Here is a 21146-nt window from a genome sequence, read left to right on the forward strand (position 1 = left end):
AAAATCAATAGTTTTTTATTGTTACAGCGCTCTAGGCAAACACTTCAGTTTCAGGCATATAATTTGCTTATGTTTGGCGCTTCGGCGCCCTGTAGTGGATGGCGCATGTGCGCCGGCGAATAAGGTGTTAAGCCCCTGCCATGAAACCATCGCTAGTCTTGAGAATGGGCCAGCAGCTGACGATGACACCGCAGCTGCAACAGGCCATCCGCCTGCTCCAATTGTCGACCCTGGACCTGCAACAGGAAATCCAGGAGGCCCTGGAGTCCAATCCGATGCTCGAACGCCAGGAAGAAGGCGACGACTTCGATAACGCCGACCCCTTGGCCGACAAAGCCGAACAGCAACCCAACGCCGACATTCAGGAACCCTCCTACCAGGAAACCGCCCCGACGGTGGATAACCTTGAGGAAGGCGACTGGAACGAGCGCATTCCCAACGAATTGCCTGTCGATACTGCTTGGGAAGACGTCTACCAGACCAGCGCCAGCAGCCTGCCGAGCAACGATGACGACGAGTGGGATTTCACCACCCGTACTTCGGCCGGTGAAAGCCTGCAAAGCCATTTGCTCTGGCAACTGAACCTGGCACCGATGTCCGACACCGATCGCCTGATCGCCGTGACCCTGATCGACTGCATCAACAATCAGGGCTATCTGGATGAAACCCTCGAGGAAATCCTTGAGGCCTTCGATCCGGAACTGGACATCGAACTGGACGAAATCGAAGCCGTCCTGCACCGCATCCAGCAATTCGAGCCCGCCGGTATCGGCGCCCGCAACCTCGGTGAATGCCTGCTGCTGCAACTGCGTCAACTGCCCGCCAAGACCCCTTGGCTGACCGAGGCCAAGCGCCTGGTCACCGATTACATCGACCTGCTCGGCAGCCGCGACTACAGCCAGCTGATGCGCCGCATGAAGCTCAAGGAAGACGAACTGCGCCAAGTGATCGAACTGGTCCAGAGCCTCAACCCGCGCCCGGGTTCGCAAATCGAGTCCACCGAAGCCGAATACGTCGTTCCCGACGTGATCGTGCGCAAGGACAACGAGCGCTGGCTGGTGGAACTGAACCAGGAGTCGGTGCCACGCCTGCGGGTCAACGCCCAATACGCCGGCTTCGTACGCCGCGCCGATACCAGCGCTGATAACACCTTCATGCGTAATCAGCTGCAGGAGGCTCGCTGGTTCATCAAGAGCCTGCAAAGCCGCAACGAAACCCTGATGAAAGTGGCCACCCAGATCGTCGAGCATCAACGCGGCTTCCTGGAGTACGGCGACGAGGCCATGAAACCGTTGGTGCTGCATGACATCGCCGAAGCGGTGGGCATGCACGAATCGACGATTTCACGGGTGACCACGCAAAAATTCATGCATACCCCACGGGGCATCTATGAACTGAAATACTTTTTTTCCAGCCACGTCAGCACCTCCGAAGGCGGTGAATGCTCGTCCACGGCGATCCGCGCGATCATCAAAAAACTGGTTGCCGCGGAAAATCAGAAAAAGCCGTTGAGTGACAGCAAGATCGCTGGTTTACTGGAGGCACAAGGCATTCAGGTGGCTCGCCGCACCGTCGCCAAGTACCGCGAATCCCTAGGAATCGCGCCTTCGAGCGAACGCAAGCGGTTGATGTAGAGCCACGCCACAGCGTTCCAGTGGTAGATCATCGGATCTACCGCTTTATGCACTGGCAACGAAGGAGAAGCTGTATGCAAGTCAACATCAGTGGACACCAACTGGAAGTGACCGAACCTCTTCGCACCTACATCGGCGAAAAACTCGAACGATTAGAGAGGCATTTCGACAAGATCACCAACGTGCAGGTCACGATGACGGTCGAGAAGCTCAAGCAGAAAATCGAAGCCACGCTGCATATTCCCGGCAATGAGGTGGTCGCTAACGCGGAACATACCGATATGTACGCAGCGATCGACGCACTGACCGACAAGCTGGATAAACAACTCAAAAAGCATAAGGAAAAGACCCAGAGCCTCCTCCAGGGCGCGACCGGTCGTTAACACTCCCAACCCATGATCCGACTTGAAAGCATCCTGACCCCCGGCCGTTCCCTGGTGAACGTGCCGGGCGGCAGTAAAAAGAAAGCCCTCGAGCAAATTGCCAACCTCATCCATCGCGAAGTGCCGGATCTGGCCATGCAGGATGTCTTCGAGAGTCTGGTCGCCCGTGAAAAACTCGGTTCCACCGGTTTTGGCAACGGTATCGCCATCCCCCACTGCCGTCTCAAGGGCTGCGGATCGCCCATCAGTGCCTTGATGCACCTGGATGCACCCATCGATTTCGACGCCATCGACGGTGCCCCGGTTGACCTGCTGTTTGTACTGCTGGTCCCGGAAGCCGCCACCGATGCGCACCTGGAGTTGCTGCGCCAGATCGCCAGCATGCTTGATCGCAAGGAAGTGCGTGAAAAACTGCGCAGCGCCCCGAGCAACGAAGCCTTGTATCAGGTTGTCCTGGACGAGCAAAACGGTCACTAATCATGCGCCTGATCATCGTCAGCGGCCGCTCCGGCTCAGGTAAAAGCACTGCCCTCGATGTTCTCGAGGACAACGGCTACTACTGCATCGACAACCTGCCCGCCGGACTGTTGCCGGAACTGGCCGAACGCGCGCTGATTCATACCGAACTGGCACAACCGCTGGTGGCCGTGTCCATCGATGCACGCAACTTGCCGAGCCACCTGTCACGGTTTCCCGAATTGCTGGAAGAAGTCCGCAGCCGGCATATCCAGTGCGATGTGCTGTATCTGGACGCCGATGAAGAGACCCTGCTCAAACGTTTTTCGGAAACCCGCCGCCGTCACCCGCTGAGCAGTGCCAATCGCTCGCTGGCGGAGGCGATAGAGGACGAAACCAATCTGCTGGGGCCGATCGCCGATCTGGCCGACCTCAAGGTCAACACCACCAATCTGAACCTGTATCAGCTGCGCGATACCATCAAGCTGCGCCTGCTGAATCAGCCGGAGCCCGGCACTGCGTTCCTGGTGGAGTCTTTCGGGTTCAAGCGTGGCATGCCGGTGGACGCCGATCTGGTGTTCGACGTGCGCTGCCTGCCTAACCCTTACTGGAAACCGGAGCTGCGGGCACAGTCCGGGCTCGATCAACCGGTGGCCGACTACCTGGCGGCGCAGCCGGATGTCGAAGAGATGTTCCAGGACATTTCCTCCTACCTGCTCAAGTGGCTGCCCCGCTTTGCCGCCAGCAACCGCGCCTATGTCACCATTGCCATTGGCTGCACCGGCGGGCATCACCGCTCTGTCTACCTGACCGAACGTCTGGGCCAGGTACTGCAACAATCCCTGAAGAACGTCCAGGTTCGCCACCGCGACCTCAGCTAAAGGATTCACATCGCGATGCCTGCTCTGGAAATCGAAATCATCAACAAGCTGGGCCTGCATGCCCGCGCGTCTGCAAAATTCGTTGGCGTCGCCGGGCAGTACCCTTGTCAGATCAGGGCTGGCCGTACACCGGAAACGATGGTCGACGGCAAAAGCATCATGGCCATGATGATGCTGGCCGCGGGAAAAGGCACCACAATCCACCTGAGTACCGAAGGCGAACAAGAGCAGGAAGCGCTGGATGCGCTGGTGGCGCTGATCAACAACTTCTTCGACGAAGGCGAATAAACGTCAAAAGATCGCAGCCCCTGTAGGAGCTGCCGAAGGCTGCGATCTTTTGATCCACAAAAAAACGCCACCCTATTGGGTGGCGCGTTTTTTTGTGCAGCAACCGCAGCTTAACTACCCGCCACCGTCATCCGCTCGATCAACACCGAACCTGTGCGAATGTTGCTGCGCAATTCCAGGTCATTACCGACCGCAATGATCTGCTTGAACATGTCACGCATGTTGCCGGCAATAGTCACTTCCTGGACCGCGAACTGGATTTCGCCGTTCTCGACCCAGAAACCCGCTGCGCCACGGGAGTAATCGCCAGTGACCATGTTCAGGCCCTGCCCCATCAATTCAGTGACCAGTAGGCCACGACCCATGCGGCGCAACAGGGCCGCCTGATCTTCGTCGCCATGGGTGACGAACAGGTTGTGCACGCCGCCGGCATTGGCGGTGCTCGGCATACCCAGCTTGCGGCCGGAATAGGTGCCAAGCACGTAGGACACCAGCTCGCCGTTTTCCACGAACGGCTTGGCGTAGGTCGCCAGGCCATCGCCGTCGAAGGCAGAGCTGCCCAAAGCGCGCATCAAGTGCGGACGCTCATCGATGGTCAGCCATTCCGGGAACAGTTTCTGCCCCAGCGTGCCTTCGAGGAACGAAGACTTGCGATATAGACTGCCGCCGGAAATCGCCGAGAGGAAACTGCCGAACAAACCGCCGGCCAGTTCCGCAGAAAACAGCACCGGCACTTCGCAGGTCGGTACCGGGCGTGCGCCCAAGCGGCTCGCCGCCCGTTGCGCGGCACGCTGGCCGATGCTCTCCGGGCTGGCCAACAAATTGCCCTGCCGGTTCACGTCGTACCAGTAATCACGCTGCATCTGGCCATCGGCCTCGGCGATCATCACGCAGCTGAGGCTGTGACGGGTCGAGGCGTAACCGCCGATAAAACCGTGGCTGTTGCCGTACACACGGCAACCCTGATGAGTGCTGAGGGTGGTGCCGTCGGCGTTCTTGATCCGACTGTCGGCGGCAAACGCCGCCGCTTCACAGGCCAGGGCCTGCTCGATGGCTTGCTCCGGGGTGATGCTCCATTGGTGGAACAGGTCGAAATCCTGCAGGTCCTTGGCCATCAGCGCGGCATCCGCCAGGCCTGCGGCTTCGTCTTCAGACGTGTGCCTGGCAATCGCCAGCGCAGCAGCGACGGTTTCGCGAATCGCTTCCGAACCGCTGGCCGAGGTGCTGGCCGAGCCTTTGCGCTGCCCTACATACAGGGTAATACCGAAGCCCTGGTCGCGATTGAACTCAACGGTTTCGACTTCCCGCTGACGGACCGTGGTCGACAGGCCCTGCTCCAGCGACACCGCCACTTCACAGGCACTGGCGCCCTGGCGCTTGGCTTCAGCAATGATCTGCTCGACTTGCTCTTGCAGTGCCGGCAACGCTTGTGGGCCGACGCTTTCAACTGCACTCATGCTGTTCTCCACTCAAATTCTGCTTTCGGTAACGGTCATCGAGCGACCGGGCCGGACAAGCGGCCCCCGACTGGTTATCATGGCGGCGTTTCTTTGCGGACGGCCACCATGGTTGATTCTTACGACGACTCCCTCGATACGGGAGAAAAAAGCAAATCCCAGGTCAAACGCGAGCTGCATGCTCTGGTTGACCTCGGCGAGCGCCTTACAACACTCAAGCCTGACCTGCTGGCAAAACTGCCGTTGACCGACGCTTTGCGCCGGGCTCTGGCCGATGCGCCCAAGCACACCGCGAACATCGCGCGTAAACGGCACCTTCAGTTTATCGGCAAGCTGATGCGCGATCAGGACACTGGCGCCATTCTCACTCTGCTCGATCAACTCGATGCCTCCACCCGGCAGTACAACGAACGTTTCCACGGCCTGGAACGCTGGCGCGATCGCTTGATCGCAGGCGACGACGCCGTCCTGGAGAAGTTCGTCGTCGATTACCCGGAGGCCGATCGTCAACAATTGCGCTCCCTGATCCGTCAGGCCCAGCACGAACTGGCGACCAACAAGCCACCGGCTTCGAGCCGTAAAATCTTCAAGTACATCCGTGAGCTGGACGAGACTCAACGCGGTTTGCGTTAAATAAAGCCGACGGCATCCTTCGTGTAGGAGCTGCCGAAGGCTGCGATCTTTTGATCTTTCTTTTGAAAATCCAAAGTCAAAAGATCGCAGCCTGCGGCAGCTCCTACATGAATCTTGTGCATCCTTACGCGCCCGTGCCACCCACGGTGATCGCATCGATTTTCAGCGTTGGCTGGCCGACACCCACCGGCACCGACTGCCCATCCTTGCCACACGTTCCCACACCGCTGTCCAGCGCCAGATCGTTACCGACCATCGACACCCGGCTCATGGCTTCCGGCCCGTTGCCGATCAACGTCGCGCCTTTGACCGGGGCGGTAATCTTGCCGTCTTCGATCAGGTACGCCTCGCTGGTGGAGAACACGAACTTGCCACTGGTGATGTCCACCTGACCGCCGCCGAGGTTGGCGCAGTAGATGCCTTTTTTCACCGAGGCGATGATTTCCGCCGGGTCGCTTTCGCCACCGAGCATGTAAGTGTTGGTCATGCGCGGCATCGGCAGGTGCGCGTAGGATTCGCGACGACCGTTGCCAGTGCGGGCCACGCCCATCAGGCGCGCATTGAGCTTGTCCTGCATATACCCTTTGAGCACGCCTTTTTCGATCAGCGTGGTGCACTCGGTCGGCGTGCCTTCGTCGTCGACACTCAGCGAACCTCGGCGGCCGGCGAGGGTGCCGTCATCGACGATGGTGCAAAGCTTCGATGCAACCATCTCGCCCATGCGCCCGCTGTAGGCCGAACTGCCCTTGCGGTTGAAATCGCCTTCCAGACCGTGCCCGACGGCTTCGTGCAGCAACACGCCGGACCAACCCGAACCCAACACCACCGGCAACGTACCGGCCGGCGCCGGGATGGCTTCCAGATTCACCAGTGCCTGACGCAACGCTTCACGGGCATAACCCATGGCGCGGTCTTCGCTGAGGAAATAGCGGTAGTCGGTACGACCGCCACCGCCATGGCCGCCGCGCTCACGACGACCGTTCTGCTCGACGATCACGCTGACGTTGAAACGCACCAACGGCCGCACATCTGCCGCCAGGCCGCCATCGGTGGAGGCGATCAGAATCCGCTCCCAGACCCCGGCCATGCTCACGGTGACTTGCTGAATACGCGGGTCGAGGGCGCGGGTCGCCACGTCGATGCGCTTGAGCAGCTCGACTTTCTCGGCGCGGGTCATTACTTCCAGCGGGTTGTCCGGCCCGTACAACTGAGCGACATCCTGGGTGGTGAACGCCTGCACGGTGCCATTCTGCCCGGCCCGGGAGATCGAACGGGCCGCGCGGGCCGCCGCGCCCAGCGCTTCGAGGGTGATCGCATTGCTGTAGGCGAAACCGGTTTTTTCACCCGATTGCGCACGCACGCCGACGCCCTGGTCGAGGTTGAAGCTGCCTTCCTTGACGATCCCGTCTTCCAGCGCCCAGGACTCGGAAATCTGCCCCTGGAAATACAGGTCGGCGGCATCGATGCCCGGGCCGGCCAGATCGCCGAGCACACCTTGCAGGCTCTCGATCGTTACGCCGCCGGGCGCCAGGAGGTGTTCACTGACAGAGGACAACAACTCGCTCATATGCTTTACGCCTTAAATTCGTCGTTCTGATGCAGGTCGCTGAGCGCCCTGCGAGAAAAAGCGCCGGTGAGTGGACACCGGCATCCGCGCCCTGATGGACGCCTGTTCGCTGCTGTCGCGTTCGGCCAGCAGCACGGCCTCGCCCTGATCCTGTTGTGCCAGCACGCGCCCCCATGGGTCGATAATCGCGGCATGACCAAAGGTTTCTCGCGGTCCCGGATGAGTGCCACCCTGGGCGGCCGCGAGCACGTAACATTGAGTCTCGATGGCGCGCGCGCGAATCAGCACGTCCCAATGGGCCGCGCCGGTCACCGCGGTAAAGGCCGACGGGGCGGTAATCAATTCCGCGCCGGCTGCACGCAATTCGCTGTACAGCTCCGGAAAGCGCAAGTCGTAACACACTGTCAGGCCGACTCGACCGACCGGCGTATCGGCAACCACCACGCCACTGCCATAAGCATAGTCATCGGATTCGCGATAACGCCCGCGATTGTCCGCCACGTCCACGTCGAACAGGTGCAGCTTGTCGTACCGCGCCACGGTCTCGCCTTGATCATCGACCAGTAACGAGCACGCATGCGCTTTGGCCGTCGGTTGATCCGCCGGCGGCAACGGCAACGTGCCAGCCACTATCCATAACTTGAGGTCGTGGGCGGTCTGTTTCAACCACGGCAGGATCGGGCCTTCGCCCAGCGCTTCGGCGCGACCAATGTCGGCAATGTCGCGACGACCCATGGCTGCGAAGTTTTCCGGCAGCACGGCAAGCCGCGCGCCACCGGACGCTGCCTGCTCAAGCAGACGACGGGCCTGGGCCAGATTGGCCAGCACGTCGCTCTGGCTGACCATTTGAATGACTGCTACAGACACGGCCATTTCCTTATCTGGAATCAACACATACCTATAGGAACCGCCTGCGGCAGCTCCTACAGGGGACTTACGGCCATGCTACTCCATAGGCTTGGAAAGTGGCTTTTCAAAAAGGCTTGTCGAAGGTGATTTTCGGCTCTTTCCACGGACCTTTGACCGTGTATCTGACGCTGGCAAAGCGCGCCACGCGGTCACCGATCAGCTTATCGATCAGGAACAGCGCCCCACCTACGGCTGGCGCACCGACGATCAGCGCGGCAATCGGCAGATTGTTGGTCACCGGCAAGGTCACCAGCAACTTGGCATCGACCTGATCAGCCACCAGGTCCAGGGTGCCGTTAAGCTCCAGGTTGCTCGACGGGCCGGTCAGCAGGATCGGCTCACGGGTCACGTAGACCCCGTTGCTCGCGACCAACAGCCCTTTGACCCGGTCATAGCTCAAGCCTTTGCCGAACAGGTCGGAAAAGTCCAGGCGCAAGCGGCGGCCAATGGAGTTGAAGTTGAGCAGGCCAAATACCCGTAGAGCCTGGGCGCTGCCCTCGACTTCAACAAACTGACCTTTATTGAGCGACGCATCAAGGCTGCCGGAGAAGCGCTTGGTGGCCAGCCACGCCGGTGAGCCAGGCCAGCGACCGTCGACATCCATGTGAAACTCTTCGCTGGTGACGCTCGGCGCAAAGCCCCAGCCCTTGAGCACGTCGGCGAGGTTCTTGCCACTGACCCGGCCCTTGTACCAACTGCTGGAATTGCCAGGTGTGCCTTCCCAACCGCCGTTGCCCTGCAGGAAGATGCCCTTGAGGCCCATATCCAGGGAGTTGAGGGCAACGCCCTTACCGGTCGGGCGAACTTTCAATAGCCAGGCACCCACCAGGTCCTGCCCCTGGAACAGTTGATTGATGGTGATATCCAGCGCCGGGATTTTCGTCGGGTCCACGGTGGCCAGCGGATCCGGCGAATTCTCGTCGGCCAGCACCGTCGGGTCTGGGGCCGGCAAACGTACGTATTGCAGATTGATCGCAATCGGTGTGGCTTTGGCATCGGGAATACCGACGGTGCCCTTGGCCTGCTGACTGTCGAGTTGCAGCGCCCAGGCGGCCGGCTTGCGCGTCAACTGCACCGACGCCTGATCAAGGGTGGTGCCGAAACCGCTGAGCTTGCCAACCTTGAAATCCGCGCCGCTGAGCAATTGCTTGGCGCTGCCGCCTGGATCCTGGCCAGCATACTTGCTGACAAGATCCTGCCAGGGAGACACATCCAGCTCGGACAGTACACCGCGCACGCGCAGGCCTTTGTTGCCGGGCAGCACAGCATCACCACCGCCGAGAAACAACTCACCGCGACCGTCGACGAAATTGCCGGTCGGTGCCGCAAACGTGAAGTTCGCCAGCTCACCATAGTTGACCCAGTAACGCCGCTCCGGTCCTTGCAGGGTCATGCGGAACACGGTGTCGCGGCCGACATCGGCCGCCATGCCGAACGGCGCCGGCAAATCCACCGCCACGCCTTTGAGATTGGAGCTGACTATCAATTGGCTGTCGGCGCCATCAAGGTTCAGTTGCAGCTGATAAGGGACCACACCGGACACCGGCAACGGCTGAGTGACATTCAGCCATTCGCTGAGCTTCTTGACCTCGACCTGACCCGCTGCGGTGACCCGAGTGTTGAGCTTGCCCGCACTGCCATCGGCAAAAATCTGCGCAGTCACGGGCTTGTCGAACGCTCGCGCGGTGATTTTTTGCCCGCTCAAACCCTTGGCGCTGTCGAAGCGGAAGTCGCCCTTGAGTTGTGTCAGTTCCAGGGTGGGCTCGCGAAGTTTCAAACGGGCCTTGTCGGTCTTGAAGTCGACGAGGATTTTCGGTTGCTCACCTTTGACCAGCGGGATATCCAGGTTGACCTTGCCTTGCAGATCGCCCTCGCCCTCCCAGCCGGCGAAGGTGTCGGCGGTGCCGATCGGTGCTTCCTGCAGAATCTTCAGGCCATCGCCCAACCCACCGGCGAACCCGCCATCGAGGAACAGGTGAGGGCTCTGTCCGGCAGGCACATGAGGAATATTGACGTAGACGTCGCTGACCTGGGTGTCGAGCAATTGCCCCTTGCTCGCGAGAATCCGCACGCCGCTGTCTTCGATGAACACATCGCCGCTGACCTTGCTGACATGCGGCCAGCCCGGCTGAAACGCCAGCTCGGCATCGTGAACCTTGAAAAACAGGCTGATGCTGCGAGCTGTTTCCGGGGCGCCGTGGTTCAGCGATCCCTGGTACTGGAAGAAACCTTCATCCACCGCGCCTTTGAGAATCGCCGTACGCAGCCATTCGTCCAGCGCCGGGCTCAACACGACCGGCAGGTACTTGGCGGTGTAGCGACCGTCGCCGTCGACCAGGCCGACCCGCAGGTCCATGTAGTCTTCCTGGGTGTGATCGAAATGCAGGCGAATCAGGAAGTCGCCGGCAATCTTGCCCTCTTCGCCCAGCACCTTCAGGTACGGCGCGATCAGGGTGAAACCTTCTTTATCGAGCTTCCAGGTCAACCGCGCATTGGCTTGAATGTACTGCCATGGCTTGGCGAAAATCGGGTCCAGGTGCAGGGAAAAATCCTTGCTGTCCATGCGCAACTCGCCCTGCCCGAGATTGCCGCTGATGCTGCCGCTGACGTTTCGCGCCGCCGGTGCGCCGTGATAGGCGTCGAAGCCGACCCGCTCAAGATTGGCGGCAAAGCTGAATTTGCTGTCATCGGTCGCCGCGGGGCGCAAGTCAATCAGCACGTTGCGCAATACCCCGGTGACCTTGAGCCGCTCGACGGCCGTAGCGACACCTTCCGGAAGCGGCCCCAACGCGTTCAGCAACGGGGTGAGCGGCGTGAGGTCGATGCGGTCGGCTTGCAGATGCAAGAGCTCTGGCGTTGTGTCGGTCGCCGCCGTTTGTTGAAATTGCAGTTTCGATTCCCAGCGGGTTTCGTCCAGGCTCATCGCCAGAGAATCCAGGGTGACCTGGACGCCTGTGGAGCTGCGCTGGAAATACCCGTTAAGCGCCAGATTGTTGATCTGGATCGGCTTGCGCTCGGCGTAGGCGCCCTTGAGTTGCGGTGCGTTCAAACGGATCGCGGCGCTTTGCAGGGCGCCCTCGCTCCAGTTCACCCAAAGCTCGCCACCGGCCTTTATCTCGGAGAAATTCCATTGTTGGGTCAGGCGCTCGGGCAACCATTTCGACCAATCGCTTTGTGGCAGGCTCAAGTAAGCCTCAACCTCGCCGTCCTGCCACTGGCTGGCGCGGATACGGGTGCGCAGGCTCATCGCAACCGGCTGGCCGTCGGGCAGGGTCAAACGGGCGTCGATGCGCTGACGCGAGACACCGGTTCTCAGATTGAGGCCAACGTAGGTCAGAGTCAGTGGCGGCTGATCCAGTGGCTGCAAGGTCACCTGGCTGTCGAGCACCGACAATTGCTGGACCATCTGCATACGATTGAACAACTGCTCCGGGTCCAGCGGCTGATCCTGCCGCACCGGCAACCCTTCCAGCGCCCAATGACCGTCCTCGCCTTCCTTGAGGCTGATCTTCAGGCCGTTGAGTTCGAGATGTGCGATGCGTATTTCGCGCGCCAGCAGGCTGGCCCAGATATCCGGCACCGCGCGCACCTGGTCCAGGCGCAAGGCATTGGAACCCTCGCCGACCATCACGTCATGGGCCAGCAGAACCGGGGCGAGGCCACTCCAGTTGCCCTCCAGTTCGCCGATGTGCAGTGGCATGCCCACGGCGGCGCTGGCTTTGGCTTCGACGTCGGCACGGTATTCGGCCACCAGCGGTGTCAGCTCCCGGCCGAGACTGACGAACAGCGCCATCAACACCAAAACCAACGCGCACAGGCCCAGACCCCAGCGGGTCAATGCGGCCAAAATGCGTGTCAGACCGTCCATGTCAGTTGGCTCCCATGGCAAAAATACTGCAAAAAGCTGAGGCCAGCCGTTCTAGTGGTATTGAAATACAACGCTTCAGAGCAGCACCACGTCGTATTGTTCCTGGGAATACATGGTTTCTACCTGAAACCGAATGGTGCGCCCGATAAACCCTTCGAGCTCGGCGACGTTGCCCGACTCTTCATCGAGCAAGCGGTCGACCACTTTCTGGTTCGCCAGCACGCGATAACCTTCGGCCTGATAGGCACGGGCCTCACGCAGGATTTCGCGGAAAATCTCGTAGCACACGGTTTCCGGAGTCTTGAGCTTGCCGCGCCCCTGGCAGCTGCTGCACGGTTCGCACAGCACTTGCTCGAGACTTTCGCGGGTGCGCTTGCGGGTCATCTGCACCAGGCCCAACTCGGTGATGCCGATGATGTTGGTCTTGGCGTGATCGCGCTCCAGTTGCTTCTCGAGGGTGCGCAGCACCTGACGCTGATGCTCTTCATCTTCCATGTCGATGAAGTCGATGATGATGATCCCGCCCAGGTTGCGCAGACGCAGTTGACGGGCAATGGCGGTGGCGGCTTCGAGGTTGGTCTTGAAGATGGTTTCTTCGAGATTGCGATGACCGACGAAGGCTCCGGTGTTGACGTCGATAGTGCTCATGGCTTCCGCCGGGTCGACCACCAGATAGCCACCGGATTTGAGCGGCACCTTGCGCTCCAGGGCTTTCTGGATTTCGTCTTCGACGCCATACAAGTCGAAAATCGGCCGTTCGCCCGGATAATGCTCCAGACGGTCGGCGATTTCCGGCATCAGTTCGGCGACGAACTGCGTGGTTTTCTGGAAGGTTTCCCGGGAGTCGATGCGGATCTTTTCGATCTTCGGGCTCACCAGATCGCGCAAGGTGCGCAACGCCAGGCCGAGGTCTTCGTAGATCACGCTCGGCGCGTTGATGGTTTTGATCTGGGCATTGATCTGGTCCCAAAGCCTGCGCAGGTAGCGGATGTCCATGAGGATTTCATCGGCCCCGGCCCCTTCGGCAGCGGTACGCAGAATGAAACCGCCGGCCTCCTTGATACCTTCTTTCTCCACGCAGTCGGTGACCACTTGCTTGAGGCGTTCGCGCTCGGCTTCGTCTTCGATCTTCAGGGAAATACCGACGTGGGCAGTGCGCGGCATGTACACCAGATAGCGCGACGGGATCGACAGTTGCGTGGTCAGGCGTGCGCCTTTGGAGCCGATCGGGTCCTTGGTGACTTGCACCACCAGGCTTTGGCCTTCGTGAACCAGCGAGCTGATGCTCTCCACCGCCGGGCCTTCGCGCAGGGAAATTTCCGAGGCGTGAATGAATGCGGCGCGGTCCAGCCCGATGTCGACGAAGGCGGCCTGCATGCCCGGCAATACCCGCACGACCTTGCCTTTGTAGATGTTGCCGACGATCCCGCGCTTTTGCGTGCGTTCGACATGGACCTCTTGCAGAACACCGTTTTCGACCACCGCCACGCGTGATTCCATCGGCGTGATGTTGATCAGGATCTCTTCACTCATGGCAGGGTCTCGTTCAGGCATGTTCACGATAATGGCCGCATCTTGTCAGTACGACGCTCAGTGCGCGTTAAGGGTTTGCCAACAGGGTATGCCGAAATGGCCGAGTAGTTCTGCGGTTTCGCACAGCGGCAAACCGACCACCGCCGAGTAGCTGCCATTGAGCCCGGCGACGAACACCGCGCCCAGCCCTTGAATCCCGTAGCCGCCCGCCTTGTCCCGGGGTTCGCCGCTGGCCCAGTAGGTCGCCGCTTCGTCGCGGCCGATGGTGCGAAAACGCACCAGACTGCGCACCACCAGAGACTCGCAACGTTCACCATCGTGCACCGCAATCGCCGTCAGCACTTCATGCTCACACCCGGACAACAGCATAAGCATGGCGCATGCTTCGGCTTCATCCACCGGTTTGCCGAGAATTTTCCCGTCCAGCACCACGGCAGTGTCGGCGCCCAGCACGCAGAAATCCACGTCGGACACGATCGCTCCGCGCCCGACCTCGGCCTTGCCGCGCGCCAAACGCTCGACATAGGCCGATGGGGATTCTTCAGGGAAAGGGGTTTCGTCGATGTCCGCGCTGATGGCGGTGAACGGCACGCCGATCTGCGTGAGCAGTTCACGCCGACGCGGCGAGCCTGAGGCGAGGTACAGCTGTTTCATCAAGACATCTCCCTGTCGAGGTGCGGGCACATGCCTGACCGAATTAATTGATTTTGTAGCGTCGACGCAAACCGCGCAAACCGAAGCTGATCCAAGGCCAGAGCAACGCACTGACCAGTGCCGGCAACACCAGCGCCAGGGTCGGCTGACGATTACCGGTCAGGGCGCTCAGCCACAACTGAACCAGTTGGGCGAGGCCGAAGATCACCAGGATCACCAGGCTCTGTTGCCACATCGGGAACATGCGCAGGCGCTGTTGCAGCGACAGCACCAGGAACGTAATGAGCGTGAGGATCAACGCGTTCTGGCCCAGCAACGTGCCATACAGCACGTCTTCGGCCAACCCCAGGCACCAGGCGGTGACCATGCCGACTTTATGCGGCAGGGCCAACGCCCAGAAGGCCAACAGCAAGGCAAGCCACAAAGGACGCAGGATTTCCATGAATTGCGGCAGCGGTGAAACGCTGAGCAACAGGCCGATGGCGAACGTCAGCCAGACCATCCAGCCGTTTCGGGAGGAAGTTGCACCGCCCATTATTCTGTTCCCCCAGTGGTGGCCGGCGCGGCGACAGGCGGTTTGGCAGCAGGCTTCACGGCAGCGGGTTTGGGTTTGGCGGCCGTCGGTGTCGTCGCGGGTGGCTTGGCGGCAGCAGGATGGGACGCGGCAGGTTTGACCGGGGTCGCGGCAGCAGGTGCAGCCGCCGGAGTAGCCGGAGTTGCAGCGGCAGCCGGTATCATCGACGCGGCCGGTTTCGGTACGGTTGCAGGAATGATCGGCCCGCCACCCTGCCGGTCCAGAGCCTCTTGAGCCTGGGCGGCTTCGTTGGCGCGCTCCTCGGCTGTGCGACCATCACTGAACACCAACAGCAAGTAACGGCTGCGGTTCAGCGCGGCAGTCGGCACCGCACGCACGATGGCAAACGGTTGACCGGAATCGTGGATCACTTCCTTGACCGTCGCCACCGGGTAACCCGCCGGGAAACGCTGACCGAGGCCGGAGCTGACCAGCAGATCGCCTTCTTTAATATCGGCGGTATCGGCCACATGACGCAGCTCAAGGCGCTCCGGGTTGCCGGTGCCGCTGGCAATCGCCCGCAGACCGTTACGGTTCACCTGCACCGGAATGCTGTGGGTGGTGTCGGTCAGCAACAGTACGCGCGAGGTGTACGGCATCAGCTCGACCACCTGCCCCATCAGGCCACGGGCATCGAGCACCGGCTGACCGAGGATCACACCGTCGCGCTCACCTTTATTGATGATGATGCGATGGGTGAAGGGGTTGGGGTCCATGCCGATCAACTCGGCCACTTCGACCTTCTCGTTGACCAGTGCGGAAGAGTTGAGCAACTCGCGCAGCCGAACGTTCTGCTCGGTGAGGGCGGCAAGCTTTTGCATGCGCCCCTGCAACAGCAGGTTTTCGGTTTTGAGTTTTTCGTTTTCGGCGACCAGCTCGGTCCGGCTGCCGAATTGGCTGGCCACACCTTGCCATAGCCGCTGCGGCAGGTCGGTGATCCAGTAAGACTGCATCAGCACCAGCGACATTTGGCTACGCACTGGCTTGAGCAGTGTGAAGCGGGCATCGACCACCATCAGCGCGACCGATAGCACGACCAGCACCAACAAGCGCACGCCCAGTGAGGGGCCTTTGGTGAAAAGCGGTTTAATAAGCCGCTCCTCCCAGGCAAATGTTCTCTTTATTCATACGGCATCAAACCGGCCTGGATGCAGACTGACAGAAGATAAACGCCAACAGGCAGCACTGCAAAGTGCTGCCTGCGGGCTCACCAGCATAGATGCATCGGGCGAGATCACTCGCTCGACAGCAGGTCCATGGTGTGTTTATCCATCATTTCCAATGCACGGCCACCGCCGCGAGCAACGCAGGTCAGCGGGTCTTCGGCGACGATCACCGGCAGACCGGTTTCCTGGGCCAGCAACTTGTCGAGGTCGCGCAGCAAAGCGCCACCACCGGTCAGTACCAGACCACGCTCGGCGATATCGGAAGCCAGTTCCGGAGGCGATTGCTCCAGCGCACTTTTCACTGCTTGAACGATGGTGGCCAGCGACTCTTGCAGAGCTTCCAGCACTTCGTTGGAGTTCAGGGTGAATGCGCGTGGAACGCCTTCGGCCAGGTTACGGCCACGAACGTCGACTTCACGAACTTCGCCGCCCGGGTAGGCCGTACCGATTTCCTGTTTGATGCGCTCGGCGGTGGATTCGCCGATCAGGCTGCCGTAGTTGCGACGCACGTAGGTGATGATCGCTTCGTCGAAGCGGTCGCCGCCAACCCGTACGGATTCGGCATAGACCACACCGTTGAGGGAGATCAGCGCGATTTCAGTGGTACCGCCACCGATATCGACAACCATCGAGCCGCGAGCTTCTTCAACCGGCAGGCCGGCACCGATCGCAGCAGCCATTGGCTCTTCGATCAGGAACACTTCACGGGCGCCGGCACCGAGGGCCGACTCACGGATGGCACGACGCTCAACCTGGGTGGATTTGCATGGAACGCAGATCAGCACACGAGGGCTAGGCTGCAAAAAGCTGTTCTCGTGAACCTTGTTGATAAAGTACTGCAGCATTTTTTCGCAAACGCTGAAGTCGGCGATCACGCCGTCCTTCATCGGACGAATGGCTGCAATATTGCCCGGCGTACGACCGAGCATGCGCTTGGCCTCGGTGCCGACAGCAACGACACTTTTCTGGTTACCGTGTGTCCGAATAGCCACAACCGATGGCTCATTCAGGACGATACCGCGCTCGCGCACGTAAATAAGGGTGTTGGCAGTGCCCAGGTCAATGGAAAGATCGCTGGAAAACATGCCACGCAGTTTCTTGAACATGGGAAAGGGACCCTAGGCAACGCGTGGGTAAAAAAGTGCGGCAAACTCTAACAACGACAGGGATTTTGGGCAAGGCGCCAATATGTTAAATTGGCTGCTTTTCTGTGCACCAAGCACCACAATCGCGGCCTTGAGACCGTAGATATGCGGTAGTGTTCCGACAATCTAACACACGGACGCGGTCCGTTTTGTTTTCCACTGGAGAATCCCATGGCGCTTGAACGCTCCGACGTGGAAAAAATCGCTCATTTGGCCTGCCTTGGCCTCAATGATGCCGATCTTCCACACATCACTTCGGCCCTGAACAGCATTCTCGGGCTGGTCGACGAAATGCAAGCGGTCAATACCGACGGTATCGAGCCGCTGGCCCACCCACTGGAAGCCAGCCAGCGCCTGCGTGCAGACGTCGTGACCGAGACCAATCATCGCGAGGCCTATCAGTCCATCGCACCAGCGGTCGAAAACGGCCTGTACCTGGTTCCGAAAGTCATCGACTAAAGGGAAAGAGCCTGCAATGCATCAATTGACTCTGGCCGAGATCGCCCGCGGACTCGCCGATAAAAAGTTTTCCTCCGAAGAGCTGACCAAAGTCCTGCTGGCGCGCATCGCCCAGCTCGACCCGCAGCTCAACAGTTTCATCAGCCTCACCGAAGACCTGGCACTGCAGCAGGCGAAAGCCGCTGACGCACGTCGGGCCAACGGTGAGAGCGGCGCCCTGCTCGGCGCGCCGATCGCCCACAAAGACCTGTTCTGCACCCAGGGCATCCGCACCAGCTGCGGCTCGAAGATGCTCGACAACTTCAAGGCGCCGTACGACGCCACCGTGGTCGCCAAACTGGCCACTGCCGGGGCCGTGACTCTGGGCAAGACCAACATGGACGAATTCGCCATGGGGTCGGCCAACGAGTCGAGCTACTACGGCGCGGTGAAAAACCCGTGGAACCTGGAATATGTTCCGGGCGGTTCGTCCGGCGGTTCGGCGGCGGCGGTGGCCGCTCGTCTGTTGCCGGCGGCAACGGGCACCGACACCGGCGGCTCCATTCGTCAGCCCGCTGCGCTGACCAACCTAACCGGCCTGAAACCGACGTACGGTCGTGTTTCGCGCTGGGGCATGATCGCCTACGCATCCAGCCTCGATCAGGGCGGCCCGCTGGCCCGTACCGCCGAAGACTGCGCGATCCTGCTGCAAGGCATGGCCGGCTTCGACCCGCAGGACTCCACCAGCATCGACGAGCCCGTGCCTGATTACAGCGCCGGCCTCAACGGTTCGCTGCAAGGCCTGCGCATCGGCGTGCCGAAGGAATACTTCAGCGCAGGCCTGGACCCGCGCATCGCCGACCTGATCATGGCCAGCGTTGAAGAGCTGAAAAAACTCGGCGCCGTGATCAAGGAAATCAGCCTGCCGAACATGCAGCACGCGATTCCTGCGTACTACGTGATCGCCCCGGCGGAAGCGTCCTCCAACCTGTCGCGTTTCGACGGCGTACGTTTCGGCTATCGCTGCGAGGACCCGAAAAACCTGGAAGACCTGTACAAGCGTTCCCGTGGCGAAGGTTTCGGCCCGGAAGTGCAGCGCCGGATCATGGTCGGTGCCTATGCGTTGTCGGCCGGTTACTACGACGCCTACTACCTGAAGGCGCAGAAGATCCGTCGCTTGATCAAGAACGACTTCATGGCTGCCTTCAATGAGGTCGACATCATCCTCGGCCCAACCACGCCGAACCCGGCCTGGAAGCTCGGCGCCAAGAACAACGACCCGGTCGCCGCGTATCTGGAAGACGTCTACACCATCACCGCCAACCTCGCCGGTCTGCCGGGCTTGTCCATGCCTGCAGGTTTTGTCGATGGCCTGCCGGTCGGCGTGCAACTGCTCGCCCCGTATTTCCAGGAAGGTCGCCTGTTGAACGTTGCCCATCAGTATCAGCAAAACACTGACTGGCACACCCGCACCCCAACCGGCTTCTGAGGAGAAACACATGCAATGGGAAGTCGTGATCGGGCTGGAGATTCATACCCAGCTCACCACCCGGTCGAAAATCTTTTCCGGTAGTTCCACCACCTTCGGTTCCGAGCCGAACACCCAGGCCAGCCTGGTTGACCTCGGCATGCCCGGCGTATTGCCGGTGCTGAACCAGGAAGCGGTGCGCATGGCGGTGATGTTCGGCCTGGCCATCGATGCCGAGATCGGTCAGCACAACGTGTTCGCCCGCAAAAACTACTTCTACCCGGACCTGCCCAAGGGCTACCAGATCAGCCAGATGGAATTGCCGATCGTCGGCAAGGGCCACCTGGACATCGCCCTCGAAGACGGCACGGTCAAACGCGTCGGCATCACTCGCGCGCACCTGGAAGAAGACGCCGGTAAAAGCCTGCACGAAGAATTCAGCGGCGCCACCGGCATCGACCTGAACCGTGCCGGCACGCCGCTGCTGGAAATCGTTTCCGAGCCGGACATGCGCAGCGCCAAGGAAGCCGTGGCTTACGTCAAGGCGATCCACGCGCTGGTACGCTACCTGGGCATCTGCGACGGCAACATGGCCGAAGGCTCGCTGCGTTGCGACTGCAACGTGTCGATCCGTCCGAAAGGCCAGGCCGAGTTCGGTACTCGCTGCGAGATCAAGAACGTTAACTCGTTCCGTTTCATCGAGAAGGCGATCAACAGCGAAGTACAGCGCCAGATCGAGCTGATCGAAGACGGCGGCAAAGTGATCCAGCAGACTCGCCTGTACGATCCGAACAAGGACGAAACCCGTCCGATGCGCAGCAAAGAGGAAGCCAACGACTACCGTTACTTCCCCGACCCGGACCTGCTGCCGGTGGTCATCGAGGACTCGTTCCTCAATGACGTACGCGCCACCCTGCCAGAGCTGCCACCGCAGAAACGCGAGCGCTTCCAGGCGCAGTTCGGGCTGTCGGTGTATGACGCCAGCGTCCTGGCTACCAGCCGTGAGCAAGCCGATTACTTCGAGAAAGTCGTGAGCATCAGTGGCGACGCCAAACTGGCAGCCAACTGGGTCATGGTTGAACTGGGCAGCCTGCTGAACAAGCAAGGCCTGGACATCGACCAGTCGCCGGTTTCGGCCGAGCAACTGGGCGGCATGCTGCTGCGCATCAAGGACAACACCATCTCCGGCAAGATTGCCAAAGTGGTGTTTGAAGCCATGGCCAACGGCGAAGGCAGCGCGGACGAAATCATCGACAAGCGCGGCCTCAAGCAAGTGACCGACACCGGCGCAATCTCGGCGGTACTGGACGAGATGCTCGCGGCCAATGCTGAACAGGTCGAACAGTACCGCGCGGCAGACGAAGCCAAACGCGGCAAGATGTTCGGCTTCTTCGTCGGCCAGGCCATGAAAGCCTCCAAAGGCAAGGCCAACCCGCAACAGGTCAACGAACTGCTTAAAAGCAAGCTCGAAGGCTGATGAGAATGGAGCCAGCTCTCAATATTGGCTCCATTCCTTGTGGCGAGGGAGCTTGCTCCCGCTGGTCTGCGAAGCAGGCCCAAATCGGCAACCGCACTCTTTCAGCGAGAATGCATCAGCCGATTTTGCGACTGCTTCGCGGTCGAGCGGGAGCAAGTTCCCTCGCCACATTTATTTTGGGAGCCCTCCAAATGAAACGTCTGCTAAGCGCCTGCGCCCTGCTCTCCCTGCTGGCCGGTTGTGCCAGTACGGATACCATCGATCCACACGGCTACGACAAGACCGGTACGGCTTCGTATTACGGCGCCAAGCATCATGGCAAACGCACCGCCAGCGGTGAGCGTTTCAACCAGCATGGCCTGACCGCCGCCCATCGCCAGTTGCCGTTCGGCACCCGAGTGAAGATTACCAACCTGAATAACGACAGATCCTGCGTGGTGCGTATCAACGACCGCGGGCCATATTCCCGTGGACGCCTGATCGACGTGTCCCGTGAAGCGGCCGAACAGTTGGGCATGCTGCGCAGTGGCACCGCGAAGGTTCGCGTGCAAGCCCTCGACGACTGATAGATGGAGCGCTGACTATTTTCGGACTGGCCGATTTACCCCTGATCAG

The 21146-nt window shown here is 60.5% G+C and carries 20 protein-coding genes; 10 read left to right on the plus strand and 10 right to left on the minus strand.

Annotated elements, in window-relative coordinates; all coding sequences use genetic code 11:
* Nucleotides 1–140: 140 nt before the first annotated feature.
* From LOY36_RS23915 to LOY36_RS23935, 5 genes are all read left to right on the plus strand, one after another.
* On the plus strand, nucleotides 141–1634 hold the full coding sequence (locus LOY36_RS23915) for an RNA polymerase factor sigma-54 (protein ID WP_026331852.1): 1494 nt from the start codon (nucleotides 141–143) through the stop codon (nucleotides 1632–1634).
* A 74-nt stretch (nucleotides 1635–1708) separates the two neighbouring features.
* Nucleotides 1709–2017, plus strand: a complete 309-nt coding sequence (gene hpf, locus LOY36_RS23920) for a ribosome hibernation-promoting factor, HPF/YfiA family (protein WP_007941242.1) — start codon at nucleotides 1709–1711, stop codon at nucleotides 2015–2017.
* 12 nt (nucleotides 2018–2029) lie between these two features.
* Complete coding sequence (ptsN, locus tag LOY36_RS23925) at nucleotides 2030–2494, plus strand: PTS IIA-like nitrogen regulatory protein PtsN (RefSeq protein WP_018927208.1); 465 nt, start codon at nucleotides 2030–2032, stop codon at nucleotides 2492–2494.
* A 2-nt stretch (nucleotides 2495–2496) separates the two neighbouring features.
* Entirely contained in the window at nucleotides 2497–3354 is an 858-nt protein-coding gene (gene rapZ / locus LOY36_RS23930; RefSeq protein ID WP_018927209.1) for an RNase adapter RapZ, read from the plus strand.
* A gap of 15 nt (nucleotides 3355–3369) precedes the next feature.
* On the plus strand, nucleotides 3370–3642 hold the full coding sequence (locus LOY36_RS23935; RefSeq protein WP_019647654.1) for an HPr family phosphocarrier protein: 273 nt from the start codon (nucleotides 3370–3372) through the stop codon (nucleotides 3640–3642).
* Between the two features lie 110 nt (nucleotides 3643–3752).
* Here LOY36_RS23935 and pmbA read toward each other — a convergent pair whose 3' ends face one another.
* A complete protein-coding gene (gene pmbA, locus LOY36_RS23940; RefSeq protein ID WP_019647653.1) occupies nucleotides 3753–5099 on the minus strand; it encodes a metalloprotease PmbA in 1347 nt (448 codons plus the stop codon).
* A gap of 108 nt (nucleotides 5100–5207) precedes the next feature.
* Here pmbA and yjgA point away from each other — a divergent pair, with 108 nt between their 5' ends.
* Complete coding sequence (gene yjgA, locus LOY36_RS23945) at nucleotides 5208–5732, plus strand: ribosome biogenesis factor YjgA (protein WP_007941230.1); 525 nt, start codon at nucleotides 5208–5210, stop codon at nucleotides 5730–5732.
* Here the strand turns inward: yjgA and LOY36_RS23950 are convergent.
* The 9 genes from LOY36_RS23950 to mreB all read right to left on the minus strand — a co-directional run bounded on the left by LOY36_RS23950 (nucleotide 5729) and on the right by mreB (nucleotide 17109).
* Nucleotides 5729–5854: a hypothetical protein gene (locus LOY36_RS23950; RefSeq protein ID WP_019647652.1), complete on the minus strand. Its 126-nt coding sequence runs from the start codon at nucleotides 5852–5854 to the stop codon at nucleotides 5729–5731. The genes yjgA and LOY36_RS23950 overlap by 4 nt on opposite strands.
* A gap of 2 nt (nucleotides 5855–5856) precedes the next feature.
* Nucleotides 5857–7299 carry a metalloprotease TldD gene (tldD, locus tag LOY36_RS23955; RefSeq protein ID WP_258671161.1) on the minus strand — a complete coding sequence of 481 codons (1443 nt, stop codon included), beginning with the start codon at nucleotides 7297–7299 and terminating at the stop codon, nucleotides 5857–5859.
* A gap of 12 nt (nucleotides 7300–7311) precedes the next feature.
* Nucleotides 7312–8166, minus strand: coding sequence for a carbon-nitrogen hydrolase family protein (locus LOY36_RS23960; protein WP_258671162.1), 855 nt, complete (start codon nucleotides 8164–8166; stop codon nucleotides 7312–7314).
* Nucleotides 8167–8272: 106 nt separating this feature from the next.
* A complete protein-coding gene (locus LOY36_RS23965) occupies nucleotides 8273–12076 on the minus strand; it encodes a YhdP family protein (protein ID WP_258671163.1) in 3804 nt (1267 codons plus the stop codon).
* Between the two features lie 75 nt (nucleotides 12077–12151).
* Nucleotides 12152–13609, minus strand: coding sequence for a ribonuclease G (rng, locus tag LOY36_RS23970; protein ID WP_019647649.1), 1458 nt, complete (start codon nucleotides 13607–13609; stop codon nucleotides 12152–12154).
* A 57-nt stretch (nucleotides 13610–13666) separates the two neighbouring features.
* The gene (locus tag LOY36_RS23975) at nucleotides 13667–14263 is read right to left on the minus strand and encodes a nucleoside triphosphate pyrophosphatase (protein ID WP_258671164.1); all 597 of its coding nucleotides are present in this window, start codon (nucleotides 14261–14263) and stop codon (nucleotides 13667–13669) included.
* Between the two features lie 43 nt (nucleotides 14264–14306).
* On the minus strand, nucleotides 14307–14798 hold the full coding sequence (gene mreD / locus LOY36_RS23980) for a rod shape-determining protein MreD (protein WP_019647648.1): 492 nt from the start codon (nucleotides 14796–14798) through the stop codon (nucleotides 14307–14309).
* A complete protein-coding gene (gene mreC, locus LOY36_RS23985) occupies nucleotides 14798–15928 on the minus strand; it encodes a rod shape-determining protein MreC (RefSeq protein ID WP_081628174.1) in 1131 nt (376 codons plus the stop codon). The genes mreD and mreC overlap by 1 nt, the downstream gene beginning before the upstream one ends.
* Before the next feature lie 143 nt (nucleotides 15929–16071).
* On the minus strand, nucleotides 16072–17109 hold the full coding sequence (mreB, locus tag LOY36_RS23990) for a rod shape-determining protein MreB (protein ID WP_002555108.1): 1038 nt from the start codon (nucleotides 17107–17109) through the stop codon (nucleotides 16072–16074).
* A gap of 210 nt (nucleotides 17110–17319) precedes the next feature.
* Here mreB and gatC point away from each other — a divergent pair, with 210 nt between their 5' ends.
* From gatC to LOY36_RS24010, 4 genes are all read left to right on the plus strand, one after another.
* Nucleotides 17320–17607: an Asp-tRNA(Asn)/Glu-tRNA(Gln) amidotransferase subunit GatC gene (gene gatC, locus LOY36_RS23995; RefSeq protein ID WP_007901429.1), complete on the plus strand. Its 288-nt coding sequence runs from the start codon at nucleotides 17320–17322 to the stop codon at nucleotides 17605–17607.
* A 16-nt stretch (nucleotides 17608–17623) separates the two neighbouring features.
* Nucleotides 17624–19075, plus strand: a complete 1452-nt coding sequence (gene gatA, locus LOY36_RS24000) for an Asp-tRNA(Asn)/Glu-tRNA(Gln) amidotransferase subunit GatA (RefSeq protein ID WP_258671165.1) — start codon at nucleotides 17624–17626, stop codon at nucleotides 19073–19075.
* A 10-nt stretch (nucleotides 19076–19085) separates the two neighbouring features.
* Entirely contained in the window at nucleotides 19086–20531 is a 1446-nt protein-coding gene (gatB, locus tag LOY36_RS24005) for an Asp-tRNA(Asn)/Glu-tRNA(Gln) amidotransferase subunit GatB (protein ID WP_019647645.1), read from the plus strand.
* Nucleotides 20532–20722: 191 nt separating this feature from the next.
* The gene (locus LOY36_RS24010; protein ID WP_007941217.1) at nucleotides 20723–21097 is read left to right on the plus strand and encodes a septal ring lytic transglycosylase RlpA family protein; all 375 of its coding nucleotides are present in this window, start codon (nucleotides 20723–20725) and stop codon (nucleotides 21095–21097) included.
* Nucleotides 21098–21146 lie beyond the last annotated feature (49 nt).

Origin of the sequence: Pseudomonas sp. B21-019 (genome assembly GCF_024749225.1) — a bacterium.
Lineage (GTDB): Bacteria > Pseudomonadota > Gammaproteobacteria > Pseudomonadales > Pseudomonadaceae > Aquipseudomonas.